Raw genomic sequence first — 15,024 nt, 5'->3', positions numbered from 1 at the left:
TTCAACTTTTTAAATAATGGGTGATTTCAAGCAAATCGGTAATCTCCCCATCCTTAGCGAAGTCCTGATCATAATGGGGATCTCGCTTCCAGATGCCCTTCATGCCGATACGCCGGCTTGCGGTTACGTCATTGTCCGGATGGTCTCCAACATAGATCGATTCTTCGGCCTTTGATTCAAGCCGATGTAATGTATGGAGAAAAATCCTAGGATCCGGCTTACGTAAACCTTCCCACTCCGAAATCGTGATAATATCAAAATAAGGCTCAATGCCAAGTCCCCTGATATTGCTGTATTGAAAATCGCCGTACCCATTGGAGATCAGTCCGAGCTTTATCCCTTTACTCCTCAAGTAAGCTAACATTTCATGCAAATGGGGGAAACCGACGCAATGATGATGGAACTCGGATATGTAATCCCGCAGCAGAGCTTCCCAACCGAGGGGGAGCGCAAACTCCTCGGTTAGCTGCCGATATACCTGATCCTTCCATACATAACCTCTACGATCAAGCTCGACAAACCGTCTTACGTACTCATCTCTGCCCACAACTAAACCGTCATGGAGCGCTAGACGATCATACTGATCTTGAACGAAATGAACCAATGACGTGTCGCGGTCAAGCAGCGTCCCGTCCAAATCAAAAACAACGGTGGTAATCATCGCGTCAATCCCTCCTTTCTATAAATTTCGAATCCAAGGAAAGGATCCAAGCGATATGCAGCTGCAAGTCTAGGCGGAATATCCCAGTCTCGCATCCGGTTATTTAACCCTACGCTCTCCGGTACACCCGTTCCGGCCTGCCTACCGTGCCGTATGAAATATCCGCTATCAGCACGCCTTTCTCTACGAAGTACTCCAGGTACCTCCTAGCAGTAGTACGGCTAAAGCCGCCGCGCTTACCCAGCTCCTCCGCGGTCCACACATCCTCCGACTCCTCGATGTAGGACAGGATCTTCTCGCTTGTCAGCTTATCGATGCCTTTCGGAAAATACGTCTCTTTGTCCATTCGTTCGCCGGAACGCCATAACAGCTGGTCGATGCCCTGTTGGTCGATCTGCTTGTTCGCACCGCCGAGCTGCTTCATCTGCTCGTAATATTTCCGGTAGGCTTTCAGCTTCTCCTGGAAACGGTCGAAGACCACCGGCTTGATCATGAAATCATACACCCCGCCGCGAATCGCCTCCCGCACCGTATCGAATTCCTTGGCTGCTGTTATGATAATAACATCGGTATTCGGATATCCCCACTGTATATGCTGCAGCAGATCCAGTCCCGACATATCCGGAAAATACAAATCCAGCAGCACCAGATCAGGTGCCAGAATGTCCAGCTGCTCATGCGCCTGGGCCCGATCCGTTGCAATGCCGACGACCTCGAAGCCCTCTACCTTCTCTACGAACCGTTGGTTAATGCTGGCAATGCGCACATCATCCTCAATGATTGCGACCCGAATCATGGATATCCCCCCTTGTTTTTGGAATCTTGACCGTGAATACCGCCCCGCTCTCTGGTGCGTTACGGTAAGCAATCATACCATGCAATTGCTGTACGGTCCCGTTAACGATAGATAGGCCAAAGCCCCGATTGTGCTCCCCTTTGGTGGAGTAACCCAGCTCAAACAAACGATCCGTATCATTCTCGGCAATACCGTTCCCGCTGTCGGATACTTCGATCATTAATTCATGATCCTTGTCGTGTAACTCTACTCTTACCCATCTGTTATCCGATTTGGATCCCAAGGCCGCCTCCATGGCGTTGTCGATCAGATTACCGATAATGGTGACCAGCTGGTTCCGGCTAATATGACCGGGGATGTCTTTGAAGGAACTGCTCCGGTCGATCTCCACCTTCACTCTCAACTCGCTTCCGCGATTAAACTTTCCGATGAGAATGCCACCGATGATAGGGTCCGGTATCTCTTGCAGCAGAAATTGAATGAGATTCTGATGCACATCGGTCTCATGCGTAATCAGATCCATCGCCTCCTGATATGATTCCAGCTGAATCAGACCGTAAATCGTATAGAGCTTGTTGGAATATTCATGCGTCTGCGCGCGCAGTGCTTCCGTATATCTCTTCACCTGCGTAAGCTCTTCGGTCAGGTGCAGAAGCTCGGATTTATTGCGGAAGCTGGAGACTGCCCCTACAATCCGATGTTCATGATCATAGATAGGCAGCCGGTTCACCACAACCGCATGATCGTTAATGACCATCTCCTGATCCTTCTCCGCTACCCCGGTCTGCATAACCTCCAGCAATCGGGTGCCCGGGATGACATCCTGAATATACTGCCCGGCGATCGCCCTTCGCTCCGCCGGATCAATCAGCATCATCGCTGTATGGTTGGCCAGGGTTACCATGCCCTCTCGATTAACGGCGATAATGCCTTCATGAATCGTTTCCAGAATCGCGCGTTTCTCTTGGTACAATAAGCCGATTTCCTTCGGCTCCAGCCCGTGAATGGATCGCTTGACGCTGGAGGATATCCATATAGCGCCGCCGCACCCCAGGATTAATGCAATTCCCGCAAAGAACAGGACTCGATTGCGGTACGATTGTGCCGATGTCTCGATATCTCTCATTAGAATGCCGACCGATACGATGCCGATGATTTCGTTCTTGTCATTGTAAATCGGCGTCTTCCCCCGGAGCGAGGGCCCCATGGAGCCATTCGCCTTCGATATGATGCTCATGCCCTCCAATACCGGGCCGTTGTCGCCTCCGACCATCTCTTTGCCGATCCGATCGGCAATAGGATGCGCATACCGGATCCCTTCACGGTTACCGATGACGATATACTCGGCGTCTGTCTCCAGCCGGATTTCCTCCACGACGGGCTGAATAATGGCAGACGGGTTCTCCTCCTCGAACGCATCCTGAATGACGTCCATTTCCGCCACGGCCTTTGCCAGCTTTAATGCCGAAGCGCCGATGCTCTTCTCCAGCGTCGTTACGAGCAGTCGCTCAAAACTGAAGGTCAAGGCGACAATGACGGCAAACAACAGGGTGCCAATAAGCAGAATAAGCCTCGTCTGTAAACGCATTCAATCTCCCCCATACGCATGGTCGTCTAAACACACATGTCTCTGATTTTCCTATTGTATTCTAGATCATACCTCTAACATAGTCCTGTAAAAAAATCAGCCGTAAATTTTATGAACAAAATTAGCGAAATGAAGTTTTTTCAACTTATGTCGCAATTCTATTCAAGCCAGACGCTCGATGATAGTATGAAGGAACTTCATTAAGTAAGCGCTTACAGATATTGCGAACTCTCGGTCAATGATAAGGAGGAATTTATCCATGCTTAAACGAAACGGCATAAAAATCATAACCGCTGCGCTTGTCCTGGCGATGAGCCTGACAGCCTGCAGTACTCCCGGAAGCAGCACCGGCGAATATCCGAAAAAACCATTTATCGTGACCGCACCTTCAGGGGCGGGCGGCGGATGGGACAAAACCGCCCGATCTCTCACCAAGGTATTAACGGAAACGAAGCTTATCGAACAGACGATGACCGTTGAGAACAAGCCTGGCGGCGGCGGAACCGTGTTTCTCGCGGAATACGTAGCTAAAGACAACGAAGACCCCTACAAGCTGTTCGTCAGCTCCCCGCCTATTCTAATTAACAATCTGAAAAAAGAAGGGAACAGTCCATTCGGCTACAAGGACGTGACGCCGCTCGCCCAAATGACCAAAGACTTCGGAGCGATTGCCGTACCGGCAAACTCCAAATTCACCGATCTGCAATCGCTGATCGACGCGATCAAAGCCGATCCGACCTCCGTCACACTAGCGGGTGGTTCCGCTCCGGGCTCGATGGACCATTTGATCAGTGTTCTGCCTGCATTCAAGTCCGGCGTGGATCCGAGAACCGTGAAGTACTTATCCTATGATGGCGGCGGCGAGGCCATCGCGGCGCTCCTCGGCAACAATGCCGATGCGATCGGCACGGACATCTCTTCCCTCGGTAGCTACTTGAAGGCCGGCAAGATCAAAATCCTGGCCGTTACTTCAAGCGAACGACTCGGCGGAGACTTCGCGGATGTACCGACCCTGAAGGAGCTCGGTCTGGACGCCGAATTCACCATCTGGCGCGGTGTATTCGGTCCGAAGGGACTGACGGAAGAGCAGTTGGCCTTTTGGGATAAAACGCTGAAGGACCTCTCCGAGAACGAAGTATGGCAGCAAGAGCTCGTTGCTAACGATTGGGCTAGTGAGTATCGTAACGCCGCTGACTTCAAGGCCTTCCTTGAAGAGCAAGAACAAGATGTACAAGAGCTGCTTACGGCTCTAGGCATGCAGAAGTAACGCCTTGGAATGAGGGGGTGGCGCACTCCCTCTCCCGTTTCATCCTTGAGGAGGTGTCAACCTTGAACAGAACGTTTGACCGTTACGCCAGCATCGTCTTCCTGCTCCTTGGCATCGGCTTTATGTGGCAGAGCGCCAAGATCAGCTCATCCGCGTACGGAAGCACCGTTGGCCCTAACATATTCCCGTTCGGCCTCGGCCTGGCGCTTGTGCTGCTCAGCATTCGTTTGTTTTATGAAGCCCTGAAAGCCAGGCCGACGGAGAACCATACAGAGAAACTGGACTACAAACGGTTCTTCATGATTTTTGCGGCAGCCTTTCTCTATGCTTATTTCCTGGAACTCATCGGATATATCATCGGTACCTTCCTGTTCCTCCTGTTTGCGTTTCAGACGCTGGAACGAGGCAAGTGGCTGAAATCCATTCTAATCTCCGCGCTGTTCTCCGGCGGCGTGTACGTCATCTTTGTTATCTTGCTGGAAGGCTCCATGCCGGGCTTCCCGTCTTGGCTATCATGAGCATGGGAGGAATCTACAATGAACGTTCTGGATTATTTGGCGGATGGCTTTATGACCGCCTTGCAGTGGCATAATCTGCTCTTCGCCTTTTTAGGCGTGCTGATCGGCACTTCGGTCGGGGTCCTTCCCGGCATCGGTCCGATGAGCGGCGTCGCGCTTTTGATCCCTGTCACCGCCTCCATGACTAGCGGCTTGCCGGCGGAAGCGGCTGCAACCAGCTCGATTATTCTGCTGGCAGGCGTCTATTACGGAGCTATGTATGGCGGATCTACAACTTCGATTCTGCTGAACACGCCGGGAGAGTCCTCGTCTGTCGTTACGACGCTGGACGGCTACCAGATGGCGAAGCAAGGCAGGGCAGGCCCTGCCTTGTCCATCGCTGCGATCGGCTCGTTCGCAGCCGGGCTCTTCGCGCTTGTGGCATTGATCGCACTGGCGGAGCCTCTATCCAATGTAGCCATTAAATTCGGGCCAGCCGATTATTTCTCGCTCATGCTGCTGGGACTCTGTGCAGTAAGTGGGCTTGCAGGCAAATCGATCACGAAGGCACTCATTATGACCGTATTCGGTCTGCTGCTTGCTACCATCGGCATGGATACCGTATCCGGCGTCGCCCGGTTCACCTTTGATATCCCCATCCTGTACTCCGGACTGGAATTTCTAACGATTGCCGTCGGTTTATTTGCCCTTGGCGAAGTGTTTAAATCCATCCTGGAGAAAGACTACGCAGCAGGTCCAACTTCCAAGATCGGCCGCATCCTGCCGACACGCCAAGACCTGAAGGATAGCGCGGGACCGATTGCCCGAGGCTCGATCCTCGGCTTCTTTATCGGTATTCTGCCGGGCGCCGGCGCAACGCTTGCTTCCTTTTTCAGTTATATCGTTGAGAAAAAGGTCAGCAAGCATCCGGAATCCTTCGGCAAAGGCAACATCGCTGGCGTTGCTGCCCCGGAATCCGCCAACAACGCGGCTTCCGGAGGCGCCATGATCCCGCTGCTGACGCTGGGCATTCCCGGTTCCGGGACAACTGCCATCCTGATGGGGGCGCTCATCATGTACAACATCCAGCCAGGCCCGCTGCTGTTCGAGGAGCACCCACAAGTTGCATGGGGACTGATCGCCAGCATGCTCATCGGCAACCTGCTTCTGCTCGTGCTGAACATGCCGCTGGTCAAGGTTTTCGCCAAGGTCATCCAGACCCCGGCCAAATATCTCATTCCGATCATCATTGCCATCTCCATCTTCGGCGTTTACGCCGTTCAAGCACAGATCTTCGACCTGGTCCTCCTGCTCATCTGCGGCATTGCCGGCTTCCTGCTGGCCCGCAATGACTTTCCGCTCGCGCCGCTGGTACTCGGACTCGTGCTGGGTCCCATGATCGAGAACAATATGCGCCGGGCGCTGACCACATCCAACGGCGACTTTATGATCTTCCTGCAGAAGCCGATGTCCCTGGCATTCCTCATCATCGCCCTGCTCTGGATTATCGTTCCGATTCTGCTCAAGCGAAGAGGCAAGGAAGTTGTCGTGAACGAAGAAGGCTAACCATCATACGTATATCGTAGGCCAAGGAGGCAGTCATGAATACCAGCAAATTAGGCGGCAAAAGTGTCATCGCAAGAATCGAAATGCATATGGAAGAAGCCAACTTCGGCCAAGTCGCGGCCGCCATCTTCGAGGCAGGCGGCGATATCGTCGCCATTGACGTCATTCAGACGAGCAAGCATGCCACGATTCGAGACGTTACCATCACCGTGATCGACACCGTCGACATCGACATTATTGCCGAGCGCATTCGCAGCATGTCCGGCGTTCAGCTGCTGCATCTATCTGATCGCACCTTCCTGCTGCACTTGGGAGGAAAGATCGAGACCAAGCTGAAAGCGCCGATCCAGAACCGCGCCGACCTCTCCCGCGTGTACACCCCGGATGTCGCGCGCGTGTGCATGGCCATTCACGAAGAGCCCCGCAAGGCCTTTACGCTAACCGTAAAGCGCAACACCGTGGCCGTAATCTCCGACGGCAGCGCCGTACTGGGGCTTGGCAATATCGGCCCCTATGCGGCCATGCCGGTGATGGAAGGCAAGTCGATGCTCTTCAAGCAGCTGGCAGACGTGGACTCCTTCCCGATCTGCCTGGATACGCAGGATACCGAGGGCATCATTACGGCGATCAAAGCGATCGCTCCCGCGTTTGGCGGTATCAATCTGGAGGATATCTCCTCGCCGCGATGCTTTGAGATTGAGCAGCGCCTCCGCGAGGAATTGGACATCCCGGTGTTCCATGACGACCAGCACGGAACGGCCGTCGTCCTGTATGCAGCCTTGATCAATGCGCTGAAGGTCGTCGGTAAATCCGTGGATAATCTGAAGGTTGTCGTCTGCGGCATTGGCGCCGCCGGCATTGCCTGCAGCAAAATACTTATGTCAGCGGGCGTGAAGAATATCATCGGCGTCGATCGCCTCGGCGCGCTGACCGCTGATCAGACGTATGACCATGCCATGTGGCAGTGGTACGCCAGCCATACCAACACCGAACGGCGTTCCGGATCACTCCAAGACGTCATCCAAGGCGCCGACGTGTTTATCGGCTTGTCTGCCGGCGGAATCCTGACGAGGGCGGATGTCCAAGCGATGGCAGAGCGTCCAATCGTCTTCGCGATGGCCAATCCGATCCCGGAGATTCTGCCGGAGGAGGCCGAGGATATCGCGGGCGTCATTGCAACGGGAAGATCGGATTATCCGAACCAGATCAACAACGTGTTATGCTTTCCGGGGATTTTCCGCGGCGCCCTGGACTGCAGAGCCTCCACTATCAACGAGGAGATGAAGCTCGCCGCGGCCGAAGCTATTGCTTCGGCGGTGACGGACAAGGAACGGAGCCGGCATTACATCATTCCGAGCGTATTCAACCAGCAAGTCGTCAGCGGCATCCGGGACCTTGTCATCCAGGCAGCCATCCGAACCGGGGTCGCGCGCCGAATCCCAAGGGAATACCGTTAACGAGTACGATTCCATGAAACGGGGAGGATTCATAAATGGGAAGCAGCATACGAGCCATCGTGGACATCAATATGAGGTCGAATGATTTCTCATCAAGCATCGTACTCGTCCTTGGGCCGGATCAATAAATCGACGCAAAAAGCATACTGGGACTAAGCATGACACTGTACCGCAACCAAACGTACCTTCTCTACGTTTACGGTCCGGACCAATGGGAAGCGAAAGCCGCCATGCGGGAAGTATTCGCCAAGCACCGTCTACAGCTGCAGCTGAAGGAGGATTGATCCCTAAGATATCAGAGCAACCCTACTTGAACCGTAAGGGTATGAGTACTTAAAGAAAAAGAGCAAGAGAGTACGGTCCTAACAGGAAACCGTACTCTCTTGCTCTTTGCATGTACGCTCGGCTCTGGCTTACTCGCCGAGGATTGCAACAATTAAACTGACAGATTCAGCGCGGGTAGCATGAGCCTGTGGAGCGAACACCCCCTGGCCTCTGCCTTGAACCAGTTTCGCCTCAACAGCTGCTGCCACGTAAGGCTGAGCCCATGCAGGGATTTGGTCTGCATCGACAAAGGAGACCTTACCTTGAGGGTCTAATGGAAGTTTCTTTGCTCTGGCGATCATGACCGTCATCTCCAGACGTGTCAGTTCTTGTGCCGGCCGGAAGGTCCGATCTTCATAGCCATTCATGATTCCGGCTTTAACAATCCCTGTAACAAATGCTTTAGCCCAAACAGGAATCCCGTCCGCATCTTCGAAGCTCATTGTCCCCTGCTGGCCCTGGTCCAATCCCATCGCCCTTCCTAACAACACTGCAAACTCGGCACGTGTAATCTTGGCGTTTGGACGGAAGGTATAATCTTTATATCCCTGTACCCAACCAAGCTCCACAGCCTTCTCAATAGCCTTTGAAGCCCAGTGTTTACGAATATCCTGAAGATGCACCTCCAGCTTCGGAGGGTTCGGCTTCTCAGCTACTTCCTTGTCATCTTCTTCGGCTTCCCTGGACTCCTCCGGATTCTCGGTCTTCGGAACGGTTGGAGATGGGGTGGTCGACGATGTCCCTCCATCCGATGAACCGCCGCCAGGCTCCGTTACGATTGCGGCTGTTCTGATGGTAATACTTGGCCCGTCGTGGCTCCACTCACCATTACTGCCTGCTTCAACCTTGAAGCTGTATATGCTGTCAGGACTTAGTCCTGTGACATGATAACGGTACACTGACCCGGTTACCGTGGCTAATTCAGCCCCATTCCGAGATATTTTATAGCCTTCAACTTGATCTGCCTGAACCTCACCTGACCAATGAAGATGAACACTGGTGGCAGAGACATTTTCCGCTGTGAGTATGCCTCCTGACCAAGAAGGGACTTTACTTCCTGGAATCATGCTCCCTTTAAACTCCGCAAGGGCCGCATATATGGCACGGATGGCAGCCTGGACGTCCGCTTGCGATACATCCTCATCTGTCATCACGTCTTCTGCTGCTTGAATCGCGTGATGGAACCGCAGCATGGCCTCCGGCGGATATTGTCCGGGCTCTACTCCCTCCACAGCCTCGGCATACACCGATTTGGCCACGGTAATCGCTTCGTTTAAACGACTCTTATCCACCGGAGCTCCCGGGTCCACGATCACCAAGGACTGGAATGCTGCCACAGCCGCTTGAAGTGCAGTGACCGCTGCGTCGATTTCCGCCTGCTTCGGATTTGCTTGGTTCAGCACTGCCTTGGCAGCTTCGATGGCATCGAATAACTGGAGTTTCGAACCTGCTGGATATTGCCCCGGTGCAGTTCCTTCAACGGCAGGATCATAAACGCTTTGGGCGACGGTAATCGCCTGGTTCAAGGCAGCTCTATCCACTGTCTGATGTACGGACAGCGTGAGTTTCTCAGCCGGTTTCGTCACCTTGCCATCCGTCGAAGCATACTTGATATTGTCAAAGGCAAAGGTACGGCCGTTCGCGCTGTCCCACAGGAAGCCAAGCACAATCCGGTCGAAATGGGTGATCACGTTTGTCGTTTTCACCAGATGACCATCGATGTACATGTTTAATTCGGTTCCCGAGGTATAGTCCCATTTCAGTTCATGCCAGCCTTTACTACGCTTAATGCTCGTTTTTTCCCAAGCCGTTGAAACACCGCTTGCCCTCACGGAATAATAGTCCTGGGAACCATAGTTCGGGTTCCCATCATCCAGCACGCCCATACCGGCGAGCAGCTGGCTTCTTGCGTTTCCGACATGGGCAACAACTCGGGTATTCCCCGATTTGGAGCCGTCGTCATACAACATCATGGTTACAATGCCTTGCTGCGGTGATCCGAACAGCTTCTGTATCGCATTGCTGCCATTCCCTTTTACAAATAAGGCGCTTCGTTCTCCTTGATACGCCACTTGATCAGAGATGACCCCTGTCTCAATTGGCGTTCCGGTCTCCGACACGAAGTCTCCCCAGCCCGCTTCAAAGCTCTGTGAATACTGAATGTCGCTGTATTCTTCGACATCAGCCGTGACTTCAATCTTGTCCATACCGGAGACATCACCATTTACCGTTAGAATTCCGGTTTCCTGATCCACGGTGACCCGATCCTGGTCCGTCCTGTATTGAACTTTGTAATAAGGTGCATGTTTCAGAGTAATGCCTTCCTCTGTCACGCCGTCGACTCGGAGCTGCACGGATGGATGAGACTCCGATATCTCCGCTTGATCTGCCCCGACTTGATACGACTTCAGCACGGATGGGGGATGAACCGTAACCTGCGTCTCCGCATAAATGGCAGCATTGAACGTGCTTTCGGCCCTGATGCTCGCTTTCCCCGGGCTCAGCGGAGTGATGAAACCCTTCGCATCTACTGCCGCGACTCGCGGATTGCTGCTGGACCACTTTATCCCCTTGAACCATGCGTCCTGGGGTGTGAATTCAACTGCTAACGTTTGGCCCGCCTGCTGGGCATACAAGTCCAGCTTGTCCTGATTCAGTTTCATCGCCATGGGCAGTACTTCAGGTACCTGATGAGCTGGTGCATCACCCGAATATTCATGCGCCCCGATATCCGCTTTACCGTCAGTCAGGGGATTATCGTAAAAGTCTTTATCTGCCTTGCCCCATACCGAAGGGGTGTGTGCGCTCACATCCAGTCCTGCATTAATGGCAGGCGAATCCGATAACAGCTTATAACCATTCAGCTTCTCGGCATCGAAGAGGCTCGCATCTGCCTGAATGATATCTTTCGGTTCTTCACCCGGTCTGGCGAGCTTCGGGCTTTTAAAGATATTGTCCTCTACGACTGCACCCGGGAATACGGCACCCTTAATCCCCGTTCCCGGATAGAAAATATTGTTCTTGATCTCCCCGCCGGAGAAGGAGGTGGCACCCATAGGCGTATCTGCCTTGGAATAGAAGATGTTGTTATAGAGCCGGGCATACTTGCCCGAAGTGTTAAAGATTTTGGTGGAGATATTCTCGTCTGTAAAAAACGTATTGTTATGAATCAGAGGTGCATACTGTGCCTGTGTCGGTAAATAATGCAGCAGATATCTTCCGTCTCCGTCATTCACGCTGATATTGTACCGGGCCACGGAATTCGTTGAACCGTCCATAAAGAGCATAAAGCCCCCGCGATTGCTGTGACTGTAGTTGTATTGGTACAGCGCTCCTTCCGAGAACATGTCCACGTCAAAGGCTTGGCCGTCGTTATACCCGTACACCCCGCCGTACACTTCGTTATACTGCATGACCATATCCTTGACAGCGATGACCCAAAGTCCCGCGTAGTTGACATTCCCCACGTCTTTAGCTGAGTGTTTGACTACGGTGTTATATTCCATTCGGCCATTCTCGCCGACGTTGCTCATCACAAAGCCATCGCCCTGAACTTCTTCTACATAATTGTTTCTGAAAATAATATCTTTGAAGACTCGCGGAAAATTGGCTTTAATATCGCCTTCTTTATAAAGTCCGGCGTTACGTATCCCTTCAATATCCACCCGCTTCACGATATTGCCCTCAACGAGAACATCCGTAATATTACCGAGAATCAGGATCCCGCCGCTTCCGATTTTCCAGCCCTTTGGATTGCCGTTCACATCATGAATATAATTATTCTTGACGACAATCCCCATGTGAGGATTCGCTTCCCATTCCGATACCGAGGTAGAGGCTGTGCGGATATTGATACCCGCTCGTTGCGAGATGATATCCGGATGATAGTTGGTCAGCTCAAAATTGGAAAACTCCAGATAGCTGCCATCCACTACATCGATGGTGGCCGACATCGTCTTATCCGAAACGCCTCTGTAGTTCTCTATAATTGCCGATCTCTCCGTGGTCGTTGTGCCGTTCCCGTTAATAACCGGCCGGCCATGCCCCACAATATCGCCATAACTGCTGAACACGATCGGCGCATCCTCCGTACCGGATATTCCCCGAAGCTTGAGTGATCCATTCCACACATCCCCGGCTTTAAATAAAATACGATCACCGGGTCCATAGTTCATGCTGTTCACTTTCTCGAGCGTTCTCCAAGACTGACTCTCTGACTTTCCATCATTGGCATCATCGCCGTCCGCGCTGACATAGTAGACCGTTCCCGTCGCAGCCTGAACAGACGCCGCTGCCTCCATGGATTCAGCTGCGCTTACCCAATTCCCGGGCAGATCCGGAACTCCCAAGGAAACCGTCAATATCATGCTGAGACAAACGGTAAGCAACCTTCGCTTGCTGTTTCTTTTCCCGCGATTCATTACATCATCCCTCCTGATACATTCTTTGGGTCATCAGAACGAAACCGACCTCAGCACCTCCTCGTTGATCCGAATGTTTGCATCGTGTAACTTCTGACTTACCTGCTGTTCCAGCTGCTTCTGAATGTATAGTTGAACCAGGGAAGCTTTAACCTGCTCATACGGCGCGTAGCCTTTATCCCTGGTATCGAGAAGCCTGAACATCATAGAGCCTTCCGCATCTTGTTGAATGGCGGTAAACTCACCCGGCTGAGTAGACATCAGCACATCGTGTAGATAACGTGCTCCGTCATCATCTTTGGATTTGGTGTCTATATCCAGCGTGTCTTTTTGCACCTCAACGCCTGTAGAAGGACTCCACCGTGCGATAGCTTCCTCAACACTTAACTTCTCAGAGAGCACAAGCTCCTGAAGGGTATTCAGGGTACGAAAGGACCTCTTGCCTGAGGCTGTTACTTTTTCATAGACGAACGCATACCCCAGATGAAAATAATCGGGTTTAACCTCTTCATAAAGGGCCTTCAGCTCCTCATCGCCAAGCGAATTCCTTGTTTGCTTAACCAACGTATCGATTAATCGTTGATAATTCATGCTCAGCGTATAGGAGTAAAACGAATCGGCCCCATACTGCTGAGGACCATATATCGGCTGCCCTTCCCGAATTTTCTCTTGTCTAGTTTCATTCTCCGCTGCCAGATCCCTTAAGAAGGACGCATAGGAACCATCCTGAATGATCCCGTGCTGCTTCATCAGGCTCTGTTCGGTTTTTATGCGTGTTACATCCTGCACCGTTTTTTGTCTGGCGTAGTCAAGCGGTGTTTCTCCCTCATAAGCAGAAGTCCAAAAGTCTTCACTATAATCGGCATTGTATTTCTGCTTGAAGTAGCTGGTGGTCCATGCTTTATTTTGCCGTAAAAAAAATTGGAACTCCTGAACCGTAACGGGTTCATCGTCAATCGTGAGAACGACTTCATGCGCTGAAGCTCGCATCTCCATGTTCAAGACAACGGCGATCATCACGGTTGCCACAACAAGGCTAAATAACAGGAGTATGAACGTGCGGGCTGTAGGCCTTTTCCCAAACATAATCTCCCCCCATCCATTTGTAAGCACTTACATTTAGAATTAATCTTATTATAGGAAAGTTAAAAAACAGATATAATGAACAAATTTGACGGATGCCACACGATTTTTACCTCTTTGCGTCCGCTGCCTCGCCCTGTTCGTCAGGTCACAAAAAAACTCTGCCGGCAGATCGCCGACAGAGGTCAATATCCGTTACATATTTCAGCTTTAAGATTCGTACCAATAGCCTTTAATTCCTTGTTCTAGCCGGACCAGCGCCTCCAAATAAAAATAATCTCCCCAGATCATATAATCATCCGGCGCCCGGTCCCCCCTGACATGGTAGGATCCGTGCTTTAACAGCCCCTCCGCATCCGGCAGGTCCATTGTTGAATAATGCTCCACCAATGCGCTCATGCTGCGGTTCAAGGCATTCTCGAACAGCATCCTGTCCGGATCACGGTCTTCCATAAGTTCCAGAAGCTCAAGCAATCCGCACGCTGCGATAGCCGATGCCGAGCTGTCGCGCGGTGTGCCCTCATCAATCGGCACATCGAAGTCCCAATAGACAACAGCATCCTCAGCCATACGTTCGATAAAATATCGGGCAAGACGCTTCGCCGTATCCAAAAATGCCTCATGCTTCGTATATCTGTAAGCCAGTGCAAAACCGTATATCCCCCAAGCCTGACCACGTGTCCAGGTCGATCCGTCTTGGTACCCTTGATGTGTGCCTCCCCGAAGCGCATTTCCATTGGTAATGTCAAAATAAAACGTATGGTAGGAGGACCCGTCCCCACGCACCAGAAACTTCTGGCTCTGCAAGGCATGCTTCATGGCAATATCGTAATACTTCGATTCACCCGTCTGCTCATGCGCCCAAAACAGCAGCGGGAGATTCAGCAGACAATCGATAATCATCCGTCCTCCGTTCTCAGGATCATCCGCAGGTCCCCATGCCTGAATCATCCCCATTCGGGGGCGCCACCGTGCCAGCAAGGTATCCGCTGCCTGAAGTGCCGTGATACGAGCCGCATCGCTCCCCGTTACACGCCACTGCGCCACAGCGGACAGTGAGTATAGAAAACCGATGTCATGATGATCCAATGCCACGTGCCCGTCCAGCCGTTCCTTGAAATTGGTCAAGTAAGACTCAGCCGCCTCCTTATAGAAGGAATCTTGTCCATACTCGTATGCAAGCCACATCATCCCGACATAGAATCCTTCGATCCAGTCGTTATTATCGCCCCACTCGTATCGCTGGCCTTCCGTAATATGCGGTAATTTCCCCGGATACTTTATTATATTCTGCTTAATTTTCCGAATGGCATCCTCAATTGCGCCCTTCCACATGTTCATCCTCCCCTTGCTCATATGCTTGT

11 protein-coding genes are annotated in these 15,024 nt (G+C 52.1%); 5 read left to right on the top strand and 6 right to left on the bottom strand.

What is annotated here, in order from left to right:
- Nucleotide 1 precedes the first annotated feature (1 nt).
- The 3 genes from PLA01S_RS27565 to PLA01S_RS27555 all read right to left on the bottom strand — a co-directional run bounded on the left by PLA01S_RS27565 (nucleotide 2) and on the right by PLA01S_RS27555 (nucleotide 3,045).
- On the bottom strand, nucleotides 2-661 hold the full coding sequence (locus tag PLA01S_RS27565) for an HAD family hydrolase (protein ID WP_127595046.1): 660 nt from the start codon (nucleotides 659-661) through the stop codon (nucleotides 2-4).
- A 109-nt stretch (nucleotides 662-770) separates the two neighbouring features.
- Nucleotides 771-1,457: a response regulator gene (locus PLA01S_RS27560; protein ID WP_100539559.1), complete on the bottom strand. Its 687-nt coding sequence runs from the start codon at nucleotides 1,455-1,457 to the stop codon at nucleotides 771-773.
- Nucleotides 1,435-3,045, bottom strand: a complete 1,611-nt coding sequence (locus PLA01S_RS27555) for an ATP-binding protein (RefSeq protein ID WP_127595044.1) — start codon at nucleotides 3,043-3,045, stop codon at nucleotides 1,435-1,437. The genes PLA01S_RS27560 and PLA01S_RS27555 overlap by 23 nt, the downstream gene beginning before the upstream one ends.
- 259 nt (nucleotides 3,046-3,304) lie before the next feature.
- Between PLA01S_RS27555 and PLA01S_RS27550 the strand changes: the two genes are divergently transcribed.
- The 5 genes from PLA01S_RS27550 to PLA01S_RS32960 all read left to right on the top strand — a co-directional run bounded on the left by PLA01S_RS27550 (nucleotide 3,305) and on the right by PLA01S_RS32960 (nucleotide 8,116).
- Nucleotides 3,305-4,312, top strand: a complete 1,008-nt coding sequence (locus PLA01S_RS27550) for a Bug family tripartite tricarboxylate transporter substrate binding protein (protein ID WP_127595041.1) — start codon at nucleotides 3,305-3,307, stop codon at nucleotides 4,310-4,312.
- A gap of 62 nt (nucleotides 4,313-4,374) precedes the next feature.
- Complete coding sequence (locus PLA01S_RS27545; protein ID WP_127595039.1) at nucleotides 4,375-4,830, top strand: tripartite tricarboxylate transporter TctB family protein; 456 nt, start codon at nucleotides 4,375-4,377, stop codon at nucleotides 4,828-4,830.
- Between the two features lie 18 nt (nucleotides 4,831-4,848).
- Nucleotides 4,849-6,375 (top strand): tripartite tricarboxylate transporter permease, encoded by a 1,527-nt coding sequence (locus tag PLA01S_RS27540; protein WP_127595037.1) that lies wholly within the window; start codon nucleotides 4,849-4,851, stop codon nucleotides 6,373-6,375.
- A gap of 35 nt (nucleotides 6,376-6,410) precedes the next feature.
- Complete coding sequence (locus PLA01S_RS27535) at nucleotides 6,411-7,832, top strand: NAD-dependent malic enzyme (protein ID WP_127595035.1); 1,422 nt, start codon at nucleotides 6,411-6,413, stop codon at nucleotides 7,830-7,832.
- 158 nt (nucleotides 7,833-7,990) lie between these two features.
- Nucleotides 7,991-8,116: a hypothetical protein gene (locus PLA01S_RS32960; protein WP_307719778.1), complete on the top strand. Its 126-nt coding sequence runs from the start codon at nucleotides 7,991-7,993 to the stop codon at nucleotides 8,114-8,116.
- A 129-nt stretch (nucleotides 8,117-8,245) separates the two neighbouring features.
- Here the strand turns inward: PLA01S_RS32960 and PLA01S_RS27525 are convergent, their stop codons facing one another.
- From PLA01S_RS27525 to PLA01S_RS27515, 3 genes are all read right to left on the bottom strand, one after another.
- Nucleotides 8,246-12,577, bottom strand: a complete 4,332-nt coding sequence (locus PLA01S_RS27525) for an S-layer homology domain-containing protein (protein WP_127595033.1) — start codon at nucleotides 12,575-12,577, stop codon at nucleotides 8,246-8,248.
- A 33-nt stretch (nucleotides 12,578-12,610) separates the two neighbouring features.
- Complete coding sequence (locus tag PLA01S_RS27520; RefSeq protein ID WP_127595031.1) at nucleotides 12,611-13,663, bottom strand: peptidylprolyl isomerase; 1,053 nt, start codon at nucleotides 13,661-13,663, stop codon at nucleotides 12,611-12,613.
- A 207-nt stretch (nucleotides 13,664-13,870) separates the two neighbouring features.
- On the bottom strand, nucleotides 13,871-14,995 hold the full coding sequence (locus PLA01S_RS27515) for a glycoside hydrolase family 88 protein (protein WP_174819263.1): 1,125 nt from the start codon (nucleotides 14,993-14,995) through the stop codon (nucleotides 13,871-13,873).
- Between the last annotated feature and the right edge of the window lie 29 nt (nucleotides 14,996-15,024).

Source organism: Paenibacillus lautus NBRC 15380 (genome assembly GCF_004000945.1).
Lineage (GTDB): Bacteria > Bacillota > Bacilli > Paenibacillales > Paenibacillaceae > Paenibacillus_AQ > Paenibacillus_AQ lautus.
The sequence above is the reverse complement of the archived record's forward strand: the minus strand, read 5'-3'. Positions and strand labels throughout refer to the sequence as shown.